Consider the following 19,201-nt stretch of genomic DNA (forward strand, 5'->3'; position numbering starts at 1 on the left):
CAATAATTTAAATAGAATACTAATATTGAATAATTATTAGTGCTGAAAGCAAGTATGATTGGATGGCACTCCCGTGCCGTGTTATCAAGTGCACGACGAACGTACCCACTCAACCGAATTGGACCGCTCGAAGGACATCCCGATTTCACGCCGCCAGTTCGTCAGACTGTCCGCTGCAACGGCCGGTGCAGTGTCGCTCTCGAAGGGTGTCGCCGCCGAATCAACGTCGTCGGCGCCGACGGAACTCTACGATTTCGTCCTCGGGCGCGTCGATGAGGAGTACGAGATTCCGACGTTGGTCGAACTGCGCCGACCGGCGTTCGACGCGCTCGAACCCTACTCGGATGACTATTTCCGAACGACGACGGACCCGGCAATCGCGGCGTGGCTTCGACTGACGCCGACGGAAGCGCGAGACGTGGCCGAACTCGACGCCGTCGATACCCTCAAATACTCGCCGGGGTCGAATCCGTTCTGGCGACTCGGCGAGTACGCAAACGGCGCCTTCCCACCCGTCAACGGCAGCGTCGATTACATTGACTACGAACAGATGGTGGACGGAATCCACCATCTCGAAGCCGAGCACAGCGACCGAGTTCGCGTCCGCTCGTGGGGGCAGAGTCCGGGACACGAGAACCTCTTCGAAGAGACGGCGTCCGACCCCCAAGAATTGTGGGTCGTCGAGGTGACGAACGATATCGACGACGAGACGGCGTTCCAGGAAAAGGAGAAGGTGTTCTTCTCGTTGAGCATTCACGGTGACGAACGGTCGGGTGCGGAGGCCGGTTCCCGGTTCGTCCAGCGACTGCTCGATGGCGACGAGCCGACGGTCGAGGCGATGCTGGACGACGTCGTCCTCCTGTTCGCGTACACGAATCCCGATGGGTTCTCCGCGCGTCGACAGGAGTATCTCGTCAACGACGACCCGATAGGGGACCCCGAACTGGAGAACAACTCCTTCAAACGGGTGACCGGAACCGGTGTCGACCCGAACCGCGGGTATCCGACGGTCGGGTGGGTCAATCCGGCATACTATCCCGCCGAGCCGAACGGAAGGGACTTGCAGGACGATATGCCGGGTGTCGACGACGACGTTCCGACGTCGCCGAAGGAGTACGAGGAAATCGTGCCCGACTCACTCGATATCGTCGAGGCGCTTCGAGGGTACGACAACCTCAACTACGGGTCGGACCTCCACGGGATGTTCTGGTCCTCGAACTTCATCGAGGGACTCATCGTCAACGACCAGTACGACCACGGCGAACTCCACGACATCTACGAACTCAATCGACGGGCGAATATCCGGGTCCGAGACGAAATCGAGAGTGACCTCGACGCCCGTCGTGAGCAGTTCGAGGCCCTGAACAGGGAGTATCTCATCGACGGCTACGGCGTTCCACCGGAGTACGTTGACCGATACGACACCTCCGTTCCGGAATCGGGGTACGAATACGGCACCATCTTCGACACGATTCAGTATACGACCTCGGGGACGCTCATCAGTTGGATGAGCCACCCGGAGGACCAGGGCGGCCTCGGGGTCACGATGATGGCTCACGAGATGGGGTGGGATAATCGCGTCTTCGACCGGATGGTGTTCCGACCGTGGTTGGTAGACCTGCAAGCGCGTGGGTTCCAAGAGGTGATTCGAACCGTCACCGAACACGCCGCGAACGACGTGACCGCCGACATCCGAACCGGCAACGCGACGACCGCATACGTCGAGACCGACTCCCTCACGCGACGGTCGAGTGCGCTTTCGTTCGAGGATATCGATACGACGACGGCCAGGGAAAAGCTCGGAGTTGGCAAGCAGTGGACCGCATCGAGCGTTTCCGTTCCGGACGGAACGCACGAACTCTCGATAACCGTCGATTCGCCGACCGGCCCCATCCTCACGAAACTCCGCGACGCGACCGGACGGGTCGTGCGCTCGCACGACTCCGCTAGCGACCGGCCACGACGGACGGCCGAATGGTCGATTCCGACGCCATCCAGCGGCGAGTGGACGGTCGAGGTAAAAACGCTCGGTGGCGAGCGGGAGGGAACGGCGACGGTCGATCGGACGGTCGTCAGCAGTACCGCGGACACCGTGATGTCCCCCGACCCCGAATCGGTCTTCGGGTACGAACAACGGAGCTACAGCGTCTCCCCGCTTGCCTATTTCTCCGATTACGAAGCGTACATGACCGACGGGCGGGGACGGAAAAGCAGTGAGACGCGCGGTCATCACGAACAGCACGGCAACGGCAATATCACCGATGGGATGACAGGGCTAACCGTCGAAGACATCAAAGACGGAGCGCTGTTTCGCGGGCGGAGCAGCCGACTCGCCGTCGAAAACCTCGTCGTTTCTCACGCGGATGGGGCCGATGACGACGCGTACGTCCGGGAACTCGACCGATTCGTCTCGAACGGCGGTACCCTCGTTCTCACCGACGTCGGCGTCTCCCACCTCGGACTCCTGGAAAACGACTTGGCCGCGGGGATTACGGCGGACGACGTTACCACGTTCGAGAGTGAAATCCCTCATTTCGACCGACGGAACGACGACCATCCGTTGTTGATGGGAACGCGGAACGTCCAGCGTGAATTCTTCAACGTCCCCCCGCTCGGCTATCCCATCGCCAACGCCCCCGCGACCGGCGTTGCTCCCACGGCCTTCGAGGATGCGGGCGGAACGGTCGCCGGGGTCACCGACGGTCAAGAGCGGCTTGTGACCGCAGGGTCGATACGCCGCGAGGATGGTTCCGGGATTCACGTCATCGGTGGGATGTTACCGCCCGCGTACCAACGCGTTGCCCATCCCTTCGGCATGCTGGAGTACACGGCTACGTTCCTGTCCCATACCATGCTCACGAACGCGCTCGGATTTACGCAACGTCGATACGTGAACGGTGACCTCGTGGAGACGTTCGGCACGCTCGATTGAGGTCACGAGCACTGCCTTTCGACTTTCCCGACGCGGTCGCGTTCTCGCCCGCGTCGTCGAAAGATACCAAACGAAACGGTGGCGTGGAGGCGTCCACACGGCATCCATTCGAGCGGAGTCAGCATCGACTTACCCGAATTGGGGATGGTATACCGAACTACTGTCAGTTATACAATCACAGGTATTGATATCGTGTGCTATCATTTAGCAATATGTCGATGTCCATTCAAGGTACTGATCAGGAAGCCTGGGAGGACTCGCTCGTCAAATCGAGGGGTGCTCGTCTCGCTGACCTCCTCTTCTTGGAAGAGGGTTTGAAAATGCTCTCGTGGTTTCTCATCGGCGGTGTGTTCGTCACTCTGGTCGTCGTTCGTCTGCTCGGACGGTATCACGTTCCGGTCGAGTTACTTCTCCTCTTCTCCGTGGGACAGGGGTGTTTCCTCGTTGGCATCTACTATCTGACCCAGATATCCGCGCCGTCGAACGACCGTCCGATATTCGATTCGTCGGAGTGACGGGACCCTGTTGGACCGGTCGCCGGTTCCGACGGTCCGTTAGTTCGCACTCTGAGCCCGAAGAGGGTCATCGCGTCGATAACCCCCACTACACGAGTTGCCGTCCGTAGCCTCGGCTACCGTACCGCCGTTTTCATCCATGTCGATGGATACCATCATTCACTGCAATTTTATAACTCAATGATACGATGAACGTAATACGCGAGGTTGTCAGTTCATGATTCCTTCACCGACGTAGCGATTCCCGTCTCTCGCTTCGCTCGTCCACCGAGCCACGTTCAGACCGATAGCAGTGGCTACGACGGCGGACGCACTTCGAAGGGCGGTCAGCCAGCCCCCGATGTCACGGGGGACCATCGCCGCACCGCGTAAGTGGTGAGAGCGTCGCTACCGAGTTCGCTTCCGATGGCTCCGTAGCGGCATCGCTGTCGCAACTACACTCGCCGTATCGCACGCATATCGACCGAACAAGAGGTACATACCCATGAGACAGGCACCAAGACGATTGCCACACGAACGACCATCTCGTCCGGCCGACCGGACACCACCCGCCCGACGTGCTCCGAGAGACACGACCCTCGTGTCTCTGTTCGGACTCACCCTGCTCGGGATGTACGGGCTCGTCCTGAGCGCAGCTCCCGTTCTCGCCGCGGTGGTCGCGGCGTTCACCATACTCCCTGCCATCTCGGTCGTCGGTCCCTACGTCGTCGTTCGAGTCGTCACTCTGGGACTCGAACGCGGGCGAGACCCCCGGCAACCGATACGGAGCATCACCGGGTTGTCCACGGACGCGGAGTCCAGACGAATCGACGACTGAACGCCGCGCCTTCGTATTCTCTCACGTTCCGAATCGACCCCACCGAAACAGTTTAGCGCGATTTTTCCGAACAGCGTCCTATGACGATTGAAGATTCCGTCCCGCAAACGGAGTGCCGTTCCGCTACGAAACGGCAAAGGGACGGTCGAACGATTCTCACCGGTCGGCGGGTCGAGCGGAGACTGCCAGTGAAGTGGGCGGGAGCGCCGTAACAGATGGTCGGCGAAGCTCGCCAACCGGAGACGGAGATCGGTCCCCTCGACGGAATCACCGTTCTCGATGCGTCCCGCGTCCTCGTCGGTCCGTTCTGCACGATGCAGTTGGGCGACCTCGGCGCGGACGTCATCAAAATCGAGCGACCGGGGACGGGTGACCAGACGCGAGAGTGGCACCCGCCGACGTACGGGGAGTCGGACGAGAGCGCGTACTACCTCAGCGTGAACCGCAACAAGCGCTCGATGACGCTCGACCTCGCGAGTGACGAGGGGCAAACGGTCTTCCGCGACCTCGCCAGCGAAGCCGACGTCGTCGTCTCGAACTTCCGCGTCGGCACGATGGAGAAGTGGGGACTCGATTACCGGACCCTCCGAGAGGACAATCCCGGCCTCGTCTATTGTGCCCTCTCGGGATACGGCGAGTGGGGGCCGGACAAGGACCGACCCGCGTACGACCTCATCATGCAGGCGGAGGGCGGACTGATGAGCATCACCGGCGAGGCGGACGGCCCGCCCGTTCGCGTGGGCGTGGCCATCGCCGACATCGGCGCGGGAATGTACGCGACGCAGGCCATCCTCGCCGCACTGCTCGAGCGCGAACTCGGGGACGGAACGGGACAGAAGGTCGACGTCTCGCTCCTCGACGGTCAGGTCGCGTGGATGAGCTACATGGCCTCGAACTACTTCGCCACGGGAACTCCGCCCGAACGAATGGGGAGCAAACACCCGACGCTCGCCCCGTATCAAGCGTATCCGACGGCGGACGGTTACGTGGTAATCGCGGTTCCGTCGCCCAACCTCTGGCCGAAGTTCTGTCGCGCCATCGACCGCGAGGACCTCATCGACGACGAGCGATTCTGTGACAACGCCTCCCGCGTCGAGCATCGGGACGAACTCGATGCGCTCCTCGAACCGACGTTCGCGGAGTTCACGACGGCAGAAATGCTGGAGGCGATGGACGACCACGGCGTCCCGGCGAGCGACGTCAAGGACATGCAGGACGTGTTCGACGATGCGCAAGTGAACGCGCGAAACATGCAGTGGTCGGTTTCGCACCCGACCGCGGGCGACGTCGAGATGGCGGGGAGTCCGATGCACCTCTCGAAGACGCCGACGCGGGTTCGCGCGCACCCGCCGCTCCTCGGCGAACACACGGAAGCAATCCTTTCCGAGTACGGCTATACGGAGGCGGATATCGAGCGACTGTCCGACGAGGGCGTTCTCTGACGCTCGTCACGTCTCGACGCCAGACCCCTTCGTCGGGCGGTTAGGCTTGCTTTATTAGCTCGTCGATGATGGCGTTCGCGCTGGCGAGATTCGTCGCCAGCGGCACGTCGTGAACGTCGCACACCCGTAGAAGCGCGTTGATGTCCGGTTCGTGCGGTTGGGCGGTCAACGGGTCGCGGAGGAATATCACGGCCTGACAGTCCCCGGTGGCTACCGCGGCCCCGATCATCATATCTCCGCCGAGCGGTCCGGACGCTTTCGGCTCGACTTCGAGGTTGGTGTTCTCGTTGATTCGCTGTCCGGTCGTTCCGGTCGAGATGCAGTCGACGTCCGACAGTTGGTCGATGTTATCTCGGACGAACTCGACCAAATCGGGTTTCTTCTCGTCGTGTGCGATGAGCGCGATTCGCATACAGTGGCGTATCACCGGCAGTCTCTTTACAATACGGGTCCCGAATCCCCGCCGTCCCTCGGACGAATGCGGTTCTGATAGGCTATCGAACGACGCGCGGCGATTCGAGGACCCTACGCGCGATGGTCGCGTGGCGAATTCCCCGGCAGTCGGTTCGTCGTGTACAACCCTGCGAGGACGAGGATGACACAGCCGACGAGCGAGGCGAGGCCGATGAACACGACGTCGAATCGATAGCCCGCTTCGGTGAGCACGCCGACGGTCGCAGTGCCGTTCGCCTCGACCAGCAGGGAAATACCGGTGAACGCCGCGTAGACGACGCCGCGGTTTTCGTCCGACAGCGAGTTGAGGAAGTAGGTGTCCAAGGCCGGAAACAGGCTGTGTATCGAGTACCCGATGGCGACCGAGACGACGGTTAGCGCGACGATGCCACCGGCGGCGGTGAGCGCGACCACCGACACCACGAATCCGGTCAGTATCCCGAGGATGTACGGGACGATGGGGAGGCGGTCGGCGAGCCGGCCGCCGAACCAGAACGCGGGTAGTCCGGCCGCGAACACGACGGTGAGGAGGAGGTTCGCCGTCGTCGTCGATACCCCCTTCGACGAGTGCAGATAGACGACGTAGAAGTTGAACAAGCCCTGCCACAGGAATCCCGCGACGCCGACCATCAGGAGACCGACCGCGATGAGCCGCCAGTGGGAGCGCACGGCGGACAGAAACGCGCGGTCCGGGGCGGACTCGTCGGCGATTCGGGACCCTCGAACGATGCTCGCCAGCACGATGCTGAAGACGACTGCGACCGCCGCGAGCAGGATGAACACCGTCCGCCACGAGGAGACGAGTAAGATTCCGACGACGATGGTGGGGGCGAGGACCGCCGCCAGTTGCGACGCCGCACCGTGGATGCCGACGGTTCGCCCGACCGCGTTCGGATATAGTTCCGCGATTAGCGGCACGGCGGCGACGAAGTAAGCCCCGCTGGCGACGCCGAGGAGAAACGTCCCGACGCGAAGCGAAGCGATGGAATCTGCGACCGCGATGAGTCCCGACGACCCGGCGAGGACGAATCCCGTCGCGAGAACGGCCTGATACCGCGGGACGCGGGTGAGGACGTACCCCATCGGAATTCGCGGGAGTGCGGTTCCGAGCCACACCAACGATATCAAAACGCCGATGGTCGCCTGGTCGGTCGAAAAGGCCACCGTCAGGGGTTCGAGCAGCGGTGCGAAGACGGTTCGCCCGAAGTTCATCAGGAATACGAGCCCGCAAAGCGTTCCGAACAGGCGGCGTCTCACTACCGTCCATACCGAGTCGGACGACTCAACCGTTGCGGAAACGGCAGGGGTGACGTTCGTGGCCGACGGGTTGCCGACGAGTTGACGACGAATAGACGACCCGCCGATGCGTTCTCACCGATGTGCCGTGGCCGTCGCTCCCGGTCGCCCCGTTTGAGAATTCAAGCACGATGAGAACCCTGAGCAGTTCGGACTGCGTAGTCATTCGTTCGACGTCATTTCAGACAACATGAATGTACTGGACTCATTCGTCGATGTCGGTTTCGGGTGACGGACTCCGTTAGCCGTCCGGGTCGAAGAGTTCGATCGCCGTTCGCACCGCATCGTCGTCCGTCGATGCGTCTCGCAACACCGCATCGGGCGTCGCCACGATGCCGTCCACGATGTCGGTTGCCATCCGCTCGATGACTGCTCGCTGTTCCGCCGTGAGACCGTCCTCGCCGCCGAGTCGTTCGACCGCTCGCGCGACCTCCCGCCGTTCGAGTTCCGCCCCCCGGCGGTGAATCGCTCGTCGAACCGCCTCGGGGTCCGCTTCGTCTCGGTCGAGTAGTTCGGTGGACGGGACGGACGGACTCCCGTTCCGGGTGTCGTTCACGTCCATGGTAAATCAGCCGACGTACACTCGGGTCACGTGGCCGCCGCACCCGCACTGATCGACGTATTCACACTCGATATCGGAACCGAACTCGTCGGCGAGCGCGTCGAAGAGGTACGTTTCGGGGTGGCCGTGATTCGCGTGCGTGACCACGTTCACGTGGTTTCCTCGCGCCGTGTGCTCGACGGCATCGACCGCTTGCGAGCAGACGAGTCCTGTATCGTCGGCGTGTTCTGGCTTTTCGAGATTCACCGACCACGAATTGTGGTGAACCCGCTCGGTGACCGGTTCCGCGTCGTCGTGCGAGATGCCTTCCATAGGTACGGGTTGGATGCCGTCGGCAGAAAACCGTCCCCCGAACATATTCGTCGTGAGCTATTGGGGGTCCCGACGATATCGTACGGTATCGATGGCAACCGCGAAACTCACGCTCACGCTTCCCGCCGAGACGTGGATCGGCGACGTCTCGACGACGTACCCGGATGCGAAATTCAGGGTGCTGGCCGCCCTTCCCGCCGACGATATCGGCGTCGGATTGCTCGAACTCACGGCCGCCGACCTCCCGCCGATACTCCGCGAGATGGACGACCACGACGGTATCGTCCACTTGGACCTGTTGCGGGCGTCCGACGATACGTGCCTCGTCGAGTTCGAGACGACCGACCCCCTCCTCCTGCTCTCGGTACAGGAGTCCGCGGTTCCGCTCGAACTCCCCCTCACGATAACCGACGGTGACGCGACGTTCGAGGTGACAGCCGCGCGCGACCGTCTGTCCGCGCTCGCGACGCAACTGGACCTGTTCGGCGTCCCGTTCGAGGTGGAGTACGTCCGCGAGATGGCCTCGTCCGAGAGTCTGTTGACCGACCGACAGCAGCGTCTGGTGCGAACCGCCGTCGAATGTGGCTACTACGACTCGCCGCGAACCTGCACGCTCACCGAACTCGCGGCGATGACCGACGTCGCAAAATCGACCGCCAGCGAAACGCTGCACCGCGCCGAGGGGACGATTATCAAACGGTACGTGACCGACGAGGTGGCGGAGTAACCGCCGAACGGTCGATGCCGGGTTCGGTTGGAACCCGTCGATGGCGGGTCAGTCGTCGTCGTCCGTGAACACCCGACTCGGCACGCGTTGGTCGTCCGGTTCCGGGACCGGCGTCGTCACCTCGCGCTGCACGAACTGCTTTTTGAGCACGTCGTAGGCGAACACGAGCGTGCCGAGGATGAGCATCGAGTCGCCCGGCATCCGCGCCCAGAACAGGAGCTGTACCGCGTCGCTGTTGTAGAACGCGAGGCTCCGAGCGGCGTCGTAGCTCCCGGAGAACGCGGCTTCCAGTTGGAGGAAGCCGACGGGAAGGACGGAGACGAACACCATCACCGCGAGGCCGATATTCCACAGCCAGAACGCCCACCGGAGTCGCCGTTCCGTCCACGCGTCGGGTTTCGTCGTGAGCTGGAGCATGTAGGTCGCCATCCCCAGCGCGAGGAACCCGAACGCGCCGAACATGGCGGCGTGGGCGTGGCCGACCGTGAGGTACGTCCCGTGTTCGTAGTAGTTGACGAGCGGGAGGTTGATGAAGAAGCCGAGCACGCCCGCGCCGACGAAGTTCCAGACCCCGCTGGCGATGATGAACATGAACGGGAGCGTGTACGGGAAGGACCCGTCGCTCCGCGCGAGCGTCCGGTACTCCCCGATGGCTTCGAAGAGAATGAACACGAGCGGGAGCAGTTCGAGCGTCGAGAAGACGGAGCCGAAGGGCACCCACACGTCCGGTTGGCCGATCCACCAGTAGTGGTGGGAGACGCCGATGACGCCGGTTCCCATCACGAACAGCGCCTGAAACATGACGGCTTTCTCGGCCGATCGCTTTCGCAACAGGTTCATCGACACGAGCGTCAGGCCGACGATGGCGACGATGAAGAACTCGAACGCCCCTTCAACCCACATGTGGACGACCCACCAGCGCCAGAACTCGGTCACGACGATGTTCGTCTTCGGCGTGTAGAACATTCCTGCCGTGAAGAGCAGGGCGATGGAGCCGCCCGCGTACAGGATCATGTGCGCGAGGCCGAACGACTCCTCCGCTTTCAGGAGCGGTTTGAACCCACGCGCGACGAGGACGGCCCACAGTCCGAACCCGGCGAGCAAGCCGAACTGCCAGACGCGACCCACTTCGAGGTACTCCAGTCCCTCGTTGCCGATGAGCCACCAGAGCGCGCCGTCGATGTAGCCGTTCGCACCCAACCAGATGCCGGTCAGCCCGCCGACGGCGACGACGAGGAGCGCCCCGAGGAGCACGTTGACGTACGTGCTCTGATTCGCTCGCTCCTGTCCGGTCAGTAGCGGGGGTAAGAACAGCCCCGCGCCGAGCCAGAGTGTCGCTATCCACAGAATCGCGAGGTCGATGTGCCACGTCTTCGCGATGGCGAACGGGAGCAGTTTGACGAAATTAACGCCGAGGAGCGACCCGAGGCCGAAGAATCCGCCCCGCTCGATGTAGTAGTGGGCTAACAGTCCGCCGAGCAACACCTGTGCGACGAACAGGAGGGCGGCGATGGGAACGAACCGCGCGGCCGTCTTCTGACTCGGGAAGACCACGACGTCCTTCGGCGACGGCACCGTGATTCCCTTCGTCTCGGGTTCGGGAAGGTCGATGGACGTGTAGAGCCAGACGCCGATTCCGGCCGCCGCGACGAGCAGCACCATCGCGATGACACTCCACGTCATCGATGCCGTCGGGGGCGTGTTTCCGGCGGCGGGTTCGTACGGCCAGTCGTTCGTGTACGTGTGGTCGCTCCCCGGCCGTTGGGTGTGGGAAATCCACGCCGTCCACATCGCGAAGTCGGCGAAGTCCCGTGCGTCCTCCTCCGAGGCGATCATCCCGCTCGGAACGCCGCGTTCGAGGTCGCCGTCGTGATACCGTTCGACGTACAGTTGCCGAACGTGCTCGTGGGCGTACAGTTCCGCGGCCGAGTACTGCACGCTGTCGCTCGGCCGACTCGCTTCGAGTTCGGTCGTCACCGTCGCGTTGACGACCGCCCGTTGCTCCGGCGAGAGCGCGCTGACCGGTTTATCGTACTTTTCCTTCGCGTAGTACTCCTTCATGTACTTCGTCTTTAACGACAACGCGTTCGCGGTGTAATCCGACCCGAAGTAGGCACCGTTGCCGAGAATCGACCCGTGGTTCATCAGGCCGTCCGACTGGAAGACCCGTTTTCCCTCCTGTACTTGCGCCTTCGTCACGACCGTCTCCCCGTCCGGCCCGACGACCTTCTGCGGAATCGGCGGGGCGTGTTCGTAGGAATACCACGCACCCGCTCCCATCACGATGAGATTCAGTACGAAGACGATAGCGAGCAGTTTGCCGAGCGTCGAGCGCTGTACCTTCATACAAGTCGGGCTTCGACGACGCGAAATATGTAATTCAGCCGTCGTTCTCACCGGCGGGGAACGTCGAAAATATGTTCGGGAAAACGTTCGAGTGGGGTTCGACTCGGTGCGTCGCGGTCCTCCTCCGGTCCAGCCGACGGTTCGAATTTCACCGTTTTGTGGGTGCAGTCACGACGACGACGATTCCGTCGTCCCAAAGGCGACTCGTTCGAGGAGTTTTCGCACGAACGTCCGTCCGTCTGATTCGTTCGGATGGAACAACAGGACGCTGCCGTCGATGCGGTCGCTGATGTCGGTCGAGAAGTGGCCGAACAACAGCGTGTACGGGGTCGAATGGGGAATCGTGCCGAGGACGACGAGGTCGGAGTCCGTCGTGGCACCGACGAGCGTCTCAACGCGGTCGTCGGTGCGTATCAACTCCCATTCCGTTGGCACGCTCGACACGTCTTCGAGTTCCCCGTAGAAATCCTCCGTGGCCTCGACCAGTTCAGGCGACGCGTCGTTCGCGACCGCGGTGACGAAGTGGAGAGTCGCATCGCTGTGGGTCGCGATTTCCGTCGCCACGGACACCTTCGCCGCGTTGAAGATGCCGGGTTCGACGAGCACCGTAACGGTCGAGATGTCTCCGAGGCCGCGGTTTTGGAGGAATCCGACGTCACAGGGGGCGTGGTTCATGTACCAGTCGATGCCGGTGCCGAGCAACTCCGCGTGCAGGTAGTCGGGTTCCAGTTCGCCGAACACCGCGTCCGCGTCCATCTCGTCGGCGACGTTGACGACCGCGTGTCTCGGATTGTGCGTCACGAGTTCATCGACGACGACCGACGTTTCTATCGACGGCAGCGACTCGGTGACCCGGTTTTCGAATTCGATGTCGGTTTCCGACGATTCGACCATCGACGAGAGCGTCGTCTGCTCGGGGACCGCCTCTATCTTGGCGACTCGAAGCGTCCCGTCGTTCTTTGCGACGACGAACGCGCCCATTCGAACGAGCGCCCGTATTCGGGACGGGTCGGTGTCCTCGCCGACGACGACGAGGACGTTCTCGTGACTGTCGGCGACCGCCTGTTCGGTTCTGTCGAGCGTTTGCTGGCCCATCGACCGTCGGAGTGCATCGAGGGCGGCCCCCTCGCGGTCCGTCTTGTCCCGCCCGTAGAGGCGGTACCAACCGACGCCGACGACGAAGATGCCGACGGCACCGGCCAGCGGAATCAGTCCCAACTGCGTGAGCAACACGACGGTCCCGACTACGCCGAATAACTGCACCCACGGATAGCCCGGCGCGACGAATTCGGGGTCGTACCAGTCCAGCGAGCTCTCCCGAAACGCGACGAGGGCGACGTTGATGAGGCCGAACACGACGATTTGGAACGCGCTGGCCAGCTTCGCTAGCTCGTCGACGGGAACGAACGCGATGAGGACGAGCAGGACGACGCCGGTGAACGCGATGGCGGCGACCGGCGTCTTGAACCGGCCGTTGATTCGGCTGAAGCGATTGGGCGCGAGCGAATCGCGGCTCATCGCGAGCGGGTATCGGGACGACGACAGAATCCCCGCGTTCGCCATGCTGGTGAGCGCGAGGACGGCGACGCCCGCGACGGCGAGCCGAGCTGATTCACCCGCGAACTGGACGGCGGCGGCGGCCATCGGCGTCAGGTTGTGGTGGAGCGAGTCGGGCGGCGTGACGCCGACGATGACGAACACCGTGAGCGTGTAGAGGAACATCATCAGGACGACCGACCCGAGGATTGCGCGCGGGATGGTGCGTCCCGGATTTTCGACCTCCTCGGCCACGCTCGCGATTTTGGTGACGCCCGCGTAGGAGACGAACACGAATCCGGTCGCCGCGAGGAGACCCCCGCCGCCGTGCGAGAAAAAGGGGTGGTAGAGGTCCCCATCGACGTACGTGCTCCCGTCGGCGACGAAGCCGATGAGCGAGAGCAACACGACGCTGACGATGGTCGCCTGTAATCTGCCGGTCTGTTTGACGCCCACCACGTTCACGGCCACCAGCAGCAGGGCGATTCCCAGTCCCACGACCGTGAGGAGGCCGGGCGGAATCTCCACGAGCAAGAGGAGGTACGCGCCGAGGCCGACCAGCGCGAACGCGCTCTTGAACACCAGCGAAAACCACGCCCCGATTCCGGCGATGGTTCCGGGAAGCGGTCCCATCGCCCGGTCGATGTACAGGTAGGTACCCCCCGCCTCGGGCATGGCGGTGGCCATCTCCGCCTTCGATATCGCCGCGGGGAGGACGACCACCCCGGCCAAGAAGTACGCCAGTATGACCGCCGGTCCCGCCTTCGCCGCCGCGAGACCGGGCAACACGAAGATACCGCTCCCGACCATCGCGCCGATGCTGATAGTCGTCGTCGATACGAGGCCGAGGTCGCGTTCGAGGTCCTTAGGCATCGGCTTATTTCATCGACACTGGCAGGCGCTGTAACGTTACCGCCCTGCTGGGACGAGACCGCCGGACCACTCGACGCCGCGTCGAAGGTTGTCACTCTCTTTCTCTCTCATCGAGAACTACCAGAAAAAATCGGTGTCGTTTCGCCCGCTATCGCCACCGCTACATCGTCGTTGTCGTCGTGGTCATCGTCTCGCTCGAAGCGTCTATCGTCGGCAGGAGGTCGAATGCCTGCGCCTCGTCGTTCGTCTGGAGGAGTCCGACGGCAAACGCCGAAACCACCGTGCCGCTTTCGAGGGTCACGTCGAACGTGGCGACGGCATCGTTCATGCCCGCGGGTCGGACCTCGATGGTGTACGACCCTGCGGGAACTTCGACGTAATCGCTGGCGTTGCCGAACTCCAGTCCTTCGACGAGGACGTCGCCGTCAGCCGCGATATCGACGGCCGGTGCGTCGGGCGAGAGGTGGACCGCCCGCAAGCGCGCCTGGTCCCCGGACGGTACCTCGTTCTCGTCGACGAACACGAATGCCTGCGGACTGTCGAGTGTCCCCCCGGCGGCAATCGTGTAATCGGTGTTCGCGTCGAGCGTGACCTGCTCGTCGATGACCGCACTCCCCTGCCCTTGCCCTGCCGGTGCGACCTGTATTGTGTGCTTCCCCGCGTCGAGGTCGAGGTAGTCGCTCACGTCCTTGAACGCGACGTTCTGTAGGACGCGATTTCCATCGACGTAGACGTCAACTTCCGGGGCGTCCGGAATCGCGTGGATGACCCGAACGCGGCTCGCGTTCCCGTTTTGGCTGGTGGTCATGTCCTGTGCGCTCGAAACCCCCCCGAGAATCGGTATGCTGCTCACGCCGATGGCTCTGAGTACTTGTCGTCTGGTTTGCTTCATTTTGATTCCCCCAACCGACACTCAACCAGTTAGTAAAAAATGGTTTTCCCCGGACTAGTTTGGTCGGGTGACCGTTATCCAAGTGATCCTCGACTTTTTATTCACTCTCTTGCCACCGAAATTTGATATCATCGCGTAATTTTTGAACGCTCGATTTTATAACTTTCTCTAGCATAGAATAATTAACAAAGAGGTGGTCCCCCTTGTGTGAAACGCAGAGACTTCATCGCGACGGTCAGTACCGGCATCGGAATCAGCGTGGCTGGGTGTTCCTCGTCGGAGAGTTCACCGAACGAGACGAGTTCCGGTACCGGAACGACCACCACGTCACAGACGACACAGACGACGGAGGGAACGACCACTACAGAGGCCGCTGAGACGGCCACTACGACCGAAGACACCGATACAGCGACCACGACTGAACGGACCGAGACGGCTACCACGACCGACCAGAAAGAGACGGCTACGACAACCGAACGGTCCGATTCGACCACGACTACCACGAGCACGACTGATGGGCAGACGAACGCAGACCTCACGCTCGGCGAAACGGCGTCGTTCGGAAACGGTCTCGAAGGGACGGTCCGTAACTTCCGATTCAAATCGGAGTACGAGAGCGGCGGGACGACGCAAACGACCGACCAGACGTTCCTCTTCGTGGACTTTACCGTCGCAAACCCCACGAATTCACGTAAGAGCGTTCCGTCGGGAATGTCGATTTACGTGACGGTCGGCGGGCGACGATACGACCCGACCGATTCCAAAGGTGCCGTTCGTAGCCTCTACACGACCCGGTCGGTTGAGGCTGGTGCAACGAAATCGGGAACCCTCATCTTCGAAGTCCCGAAGGGAACTACGCGCGGTGACGTGACCGCGTCTCTCGAATACTCCGGCTCCGGCGGAAAACGGACTCTTCGGTGGACGAGTGGGTAGGGACGTATCCACCCACGAGATGATTCTGCGTCACCCGAAGTCGCTGCTCTGTTGTTTTCGCGCGTCGACTGGATACAATCGCCAGTCGTGAATCACCAATCTCTCGATTTCGAAACCGGCTCTCCGAACCTACTCGTTGCCGTCCTTCCCCTTGTCGGCTGTTCGGTCCGTCTGAATAACTCCGTATGCGGACGCCAGGACTATCCCCACTACGAAAATCGACGAGGTCCGCGATAACAGACCGCGTGAGGTCGGTTTCTTCGGTAGGGACCGCGTGCGCCGCTCGGATTGCAGTGCAGTGGGGTCGGTCAGGAGGAACGGAAGCACCGCGACCGAGACACTCAGACAGGAGAGCACGAATGCTCCGACGATTGTTCCGATGATCAAGAACGGCTCGGTCATCACCGTCAATTGGATTCCGAAGACCGTCAGCATCCCTCCGAGGGACATGGCAGAGACGATTCCGACTGCACAGAGAATCGCGATGAGGGAGGCGGGTATCGATACCCGAACCACGTCCCACAGCAGCACCTTCAGAAGCTGCCATCTGGTGGCGCCAGTGGCGCGGTGAATGCCGATGGCTCGTCGACGAGCGTGTACCTCCTGTGCGAAGGTCGCCGTCGTACTCCCGATAGTGGTGAGTCCTGCGAGGACCATCATTCCCGCGATGAGGAGTTTGAAATTCCCGAAGACGACTTCCACGGCTTGCCCGAGTCCACTCCCGCTCGAATAGTCGGTGTTTTGCGCGAGCGTCGACTGTACCCGCGTATCACCCGTTACGTCGTACGTATCGGTCGCAAGGACCGTTCCGTTGGAAACGACTTTCGCGATGTACCGGCCCGGTGGATACTGCTTCGATGAATCGGTTTCGTTGAGCGTCGCTGGGACACTTTTCACACCGTATGCGGGAACTGTTCCGATCCGGCTCTGCGTTTCGAGTGGTGTGACGAGCGAAACGTTTCGCTTCATGTCTCTCCCCCAGGGATTCGCAACTTGGATGGCGGCTTCGGGTTTCGTATCGACGTTCCCCTCGTTCGGTGTAATGTCGATGTCCGCGACCAAGTGTCGCGAGACGTCCGGCGAGATGAGAATGCGGGTCGTTTTCGTCCGCGCTCCTTTGCGTGCCGTCAGTTCATACGTCCCCGGCGTCGTCGGCAGCGGTATTATCGCCTGTCCTCGGTCGTCCGTCGGTGCGGTGATGTTCCCGATGGTTACCTTCGCGTTCGAGACGTTTTTCTCGGTACTGGTTCGAACGTTGACGCCGAGGTTCGCTCCCGGTGGTGCTTTGCTGGGAGTAATCGGAAGGACGAGTGGGGGTTTTCGATAGACGGTAATCGGCTGTGAATGGGGCCCAACGCTCAGGGAGTAGTTGCCCGGGTGGGAAACGCTCGCGTTCATCCGAACCGTCGTTCGTTCACCCGATTGGAGCGTGACCGATTTGTGGTGTGTCTTTTCACCGAGTGACATCGAGATGGTTCGAGTCCGTTCCGACGTGCCGATGTTTTGAACGCCGACCGTAACTGTGAGTTGCTGGTCGACACCCACCGCCTGTGGGGCAGCCACGTTACTGATGACTATCTTCTCAGCCTCGGACGTCCCCGATTGCCCCCTCTCGGTCCGTGGTGTGCCGCCCGCTGTCCGGATGAATTGAACCGTTCCCGGTTTCGTCGAGACGGTATGTGCGGTTTCCAACGGGACGATGAGTTGGTCATCCTGTATTCCGGGCGCACGATACACGCCGACGACCCTCACCTGTGTGAACGCGGGCGACGTACTGCCCCCAACGAGGACCGTATCTCCGATTGTGATATTTATCGTCCGAGAAAGGTCGCGCCCGATGACCGCCTCTCTCGATGAGCGAGGCGGATGTCCGTCGACGAGCCTCGCGTTCGAAACCGCGGCAAAGGCGGAATAGTTCGCCCCTCTCGCTAGGTAGGGCCGCCCATCAGCAACCTGTACCGCGATGATTTCCGGGCTCGCATTGAGGCCCTGGTCGCGCAACGCCGTTGCGTACTGGGTATCGATGCGGCTCGCCATCGGGTACGGTGCGCCCGGTTCCGTGACGGTTCCTGTCGAGGCCGTAGCGAGCGGCGCAAGCACCCCAGCAAGCGACCCTGAAAGAAGAACGATGAGGGCAAAGACGGTCAACGTCGTCGCCGTCGGAATCACTGCTCGCCACGAGAGCAATCGAGGGAGTACACTGATACCCATCCACGATTCTTGCTCCGTTCGTGTGACGGACGGATGGCTGTTGTCGTGATTGAGCTGTGCTGGCGGCCGTGTCACCGTCGACCAGGCAGCGCTCGCGCCTGCGAGCATCGCGGTGCCGACCAGACAACACAACATCGGCAGTACGATACGCACGACCACCGGTGTGATACTCGGGTCGAGCGAGAAGGTCATCCCGAGGTGTATCGCAATTTTCACGACTGCCCGTATCGCGGCCACGCCGATAGCGAAGCCCAAACCGCAACCAAGCAAGGCCAATAAACCGGACCGGAGCGAAAAGATGCCGACGAGACGCCGCGCTGTCCCACCGGTTGACCGAATAACGGCGATGGATTGGATTCGGTCTCGGACGCACATCTTCGTGACGTTGTAGAGGACGACGAGAATCAGAACGCTCGCAGCGATCGTCGCCGCGGTGAGTGCCCGAAGCACTTCACCCATTCCGCGGAGGAAATACGCAGACAGGGACGGTGTTATCGTTCCCGTTTGCGAGAGGCGCTGGCCTTGCCCGCTCGACGCGGTCGTCTGTACGACGAGTGCACCGGTTTCTCCGTACGTACGAACCGTGGATGGATTTGCGACGTACCACGCATGCGGGAAGATGGAATCATCCGTCACGTAAGGTACGACCTGAACGGAGACACGAGTTCCCGAATTGGTTTGTACACGGTGGTGGGTCGGTGTCGAGACTGCTCCACGAATGCCGGTGTCCGGTGGTGCTGGAATGGTTGCACGTCGCCACGATACCGAGAGGGCAGACAGTTCGGACGGTGCGTTTGCTGGTACTCCCACTACCGTGTGGTTCGCCCCGTTATACCGGATAATTGTGAGGGGGAAGACGAGATCGTTCTCGGCTGCGTTCTGCTGTGCGATTTCGGACGAGGGATACTGGTGTACGACCATCGAGTTGCTCGCGCCCCCCGCGACAGCCGCCGATTGAGTGCTCGCCGCCGAGACCAGGAGTGTCGCGCCGACGAGAAATGCAACAGTGATTGCGATGATGAGTACTGCCAGTCGGTCTCGCCGCGACCAGCGTGTCAAGAGTGCTCGCGTATAGTTCATTCAGAATTCATTTTCCTGTGATGTATGGTTGGTTGTTTGCGTTCTACTGATTATCAGATGCAGGAAGTATTCAAAATTTACGGATAATAATATTGAAAATTCTTAAAATGCTCTGAGAGTTTCACAAACACCTACATTTGCAAATGTATTAAAATTCTAATTTTACTATCTACATCCCTATATTCATGGTGAGCGCTCAACCAGTAGAGCACTGTCTCCTTCGACAAATGGTTTTTCAGGCCAAGAATGGAGAAATCGCTACCCCATCGGGGAT

Annotated in this window: 14 protein-coding genes; 6 read left to right on the forward strand and 8 right to left on the reverse strand. The window is 61.5% G+C overall.

Going from position 1 to position 19,201, the window contains the following annotated elements; all coding sequences use genetic code 11:
* Positions 1 to 88: 88 nt before the first annotated feature.
* The 4 genes from OPC11_RS12540 to OPC11_RS12555 all read left to right on the forward strand — a co-directional run bounded on the left by OPC11_RS12540 (position 89) and on the right by OPC11_RS12555 (position 5,706).
* A complete protein-coding gene (locus OPC11_RS12540) occupies positions 89 to 2,932 on the forward strand; it encodes a M14 family zinc carboxypeptidase (RefSeq protein ID WP_264782095.1) in 2,844 nt (947 codons plus the stop codon).
* A 218-nt stretch (positions 2,933 to 3,150) separates the two neighbouring features.
* On the forward strand, positions 3,151 to 3,447 hold the full coding sequence (locus OPC11_RS12545; protein WP_232423843.1) for a hypothetical protein: 297 nt from the start codon (positions 3,151 to 3,153) through the stop codon (positions 3,445 to 3,447).
* A gap of 580 nt (positions 3,448 to 4,027) precedes the next feature.
* A complete protein-coding gene (locus OPC11_RS12550; RefSeq protein ID WP_264782096.1) occupies positions 4,028 to 4,264 on the forward strand; it encodes a hypothetical protein in 237 nt (78 codons plus the stop codon).
* Between the two features lie 215 nt (positions 4,265 to 4,479).
* Positions 4,480 to 5,706 (forward strand): CaiB/BaiF CoA-transferase family protein, encoded by a 1,227-nt coding sequence (locus tag OPC11_RS12555; RefSeq protein ID WP_264782097.1) that lies wholly within the window; start codon positions 4,480 to 4,482, stop codon positions 5,704 to 5,706.
* 40 nt (positions 5,707 to 5,746) lie between these two features.
* Here OPC11_RS12555 and OPC11_RS12560 read toward each other — a convergent pair whose 3' ends face one another.
* The 4 genes from OPC11_RS12560 to OPC11_RS12575 form a co-directional block, all read right to left on the reverse strand.
* Entirely contained in the window at positions 5,747 to 6,118 is a 372-nt protein-coding gene (locus OPC11_RS12560) for a methylglyoxal synthase (RefSeq protein ID WP_007983211.1), read from the reverse strand.
* 113 nt (positions 6,119 to 6,231) lie between these two features.
* Positions 6,232 to 7,416, reverse strand: a complete 1,185-nt coding sequence (locus tag OPC11_RS12565; RefSeq protein WP_264782098.1) for an MFS transporter — start codon at positions 7,414 to 7,416, stop codon at positions 6,232 to 6,234.
* A 280-nt stretch (positions 7,417 to 7,696) separates the two neighbouring features.
* Complete coding sequence (locus tag OPC11_RS12570) at positions 7,697 to 8,017, reverse strand: hypothetical protein (protein ID WP_264782099.1); 321 nt, start codon at positions 8,015 to 8,017, stop codon at positions 7,697 to 7,699.
* A gap of 6 nt (positions 8,018 to 8,023) precedes the next feature.
* Positions 8,024 to 8,329: a CGCGG family rSAM-modified RiPP protein gene (locus tag OPC11_RS12575; protein WP_264782100.1), complete on the reverse strand. Its 306-nt coding sequence runs from the start codon at positions 8,327 to 8,329 to the stop codon at positions 8,024 to 8,026.
* 91 nt (positions 8,330 to 8,420) lie between these two features.
* Here OPC11_RS12575 and OPC11_RS12580 point away from each other — a divergent pair, with 91 nt between their 5' ends.
* Positions 8,421 to 9,056 (forward strand): helix-turn-helix domain-containing protein, encoded by a 636-nt coding sequence (locus OPC11_RS12580; RefSeq protein WP_264782101.1) that lies wholly within the window; start codon positions 8,421 to 8,423, stop codon positions 9,054 to 9,056.
* Positions 9,057 to 9,104: 48 nt separating this feature from the next.
* Here OPC11_RS12580 and OPC11_RS12585 read toward each other — a convergent pair whose 3' ends face one another.
* The 3 genes from OPC11_RS12585 to OPC11_RS12595 form a co-directional block, all read right to left on the reverse strand.
* A complete protein-coding gene (locus OPC11_RS12585; protein WP_264782102.1) occupies positions 9,105 to 11,402 on the reverse strand; it encodes a cbb3-type cytochrome c oxidase subunit I in 2,298 nt (765 codons plus the stop codon).
* A 168-nt stretch (positions 11,403 to 11,570) separates the two neighbouring features.
* Positions 11,571 to 13,811 (reverse strand): APC family permease, encoded by a 2,241-nt coding sequence (locus OPC11_RS12590; RefSeq protein ID WP_264782103.1) that lies wholly within the window; start codon positions 13,809 to 13,811, stop codon positions 11,571 to 11,573.
* Positions 13,812 to 13,971: 160 nt separating this feature from the next.
* Positions 13,972 to 14,703: a DUF4397 domain-containing protein gene (locus OPC11_RS12595; protein ID WP_264782104.1), complete on the reverse strand. Its 732-nt coding sequence runs from the start codon at positions 14,701 to 14,703 to the stop codon at positions 13,972 to 13,974.
* 207 nt (positions 14,704 to 14,910) lie between these two features.
* Here OPC11_RS12595 and OPC11_RS12600 point away from each other — a divergent pair, with 207 nt between their 5' ends.
* Entirely contained in the window at positions 14,911 to 15,636 is a 726-nt protein-coding gene (locus OPC11_RS12600) for a DUF4352 domain-containing protein (protein ID WP_264782105.1), read from the forward strand.
* A gap of 129 nt (positions 15,637 to 15,765) precedes the next feature.
* Here OPC11_RS12600 and OPC11_RS12605 read toward each other — a convergent pair whose 3' ends face one another.
* Positions 15,766 to 18,483 carry an ABC transporter permease gene (locus OPC11_RS12605; RefSeq protein ID WP_264782106.1) on the reverse strand — a complete coding sequence of 906 codons (2,718 nt, stop codon included), beginning with the start codon at positions 18,481 to 18,483 and terminating at the stop codon, positions 15,766 to 15,768.
* Between the last annotated feature and the right edge of the window lie 718 nt (positions 18,484 to 19,201).

It is taken from the genome of Haladaptatus sp. T7 (assembly GCF_026008575.1).
GTDB classification, from domain to species: Archaea; Halobacteriota; Halobacteria; order Halobacteriales; family Haladaptataceae; genus Haladaptatus; species Haladaptatus paucihalophilus.

Coding starts and splice junctions, on each gene's coding strand:
- OPC11_RS12545 (WP_232423843.1), top strand. CDS start 3,151: ATGTCCATTCAAGGTACTGATCAGGAAGCCTGGGAGGACTCGCTCGTC.
- OPC11_RS12555 (WP_264782097.1), top strand. CDS start 4,480: ATGGTCGGCGAAGCTCGCCAACCGGAGACGGAGATCGGTCCCCTCGAC.
- OPC11_RS12560 (WP_007983211.1), bottom strand. CDS start 6,118: ATGCGAATCGCGCTCATCGCACACGACGAGAAGAAACCCGATTTGGTC.
- OPC11_RS12570 (WP_264782099.1), bottom strand. CDS start 8,017: ATGGACGTGAACGACACCCGGAACGGGAGTCCGTCCGTCCCGTCCACC.
- OPC11_RS12575 (WP_264782100.1), bottom strand. CDS start 8,329: ATGGAAGGCATCTCGCACGACGACGCGGAACCGGTCACCGAGCGGGTT.
- OPC11_RS12580 (WP_264782101.1), top strand. CDS start 8,421: ATGGCAACCGCGAAACTCACGCTCACGCTTCCCGCCGAGACGTGGATC.
- OPC11_RS12585 (WP_264782102.1), bottom strand. CDS start 11,402: ATGAAGGTACAGCGCTCGACGCTCGGCAAACTGCTCGCTATCGTCTTC.
- OPC11_RS12590 (WP_264782103.1), bottom strand. CDS start 13,811: ATGCCTAAGGACCTCGAACGCGACCTCGGCCTCGTATCGACGACGACT.
- OPC11_RS12595 (WP_264782104.1), bottom strand. CDS start 14,703: ATGAAGCAAACCAGACGACAAGTACTCAGAGCCATCGGCGTGAGCAGC.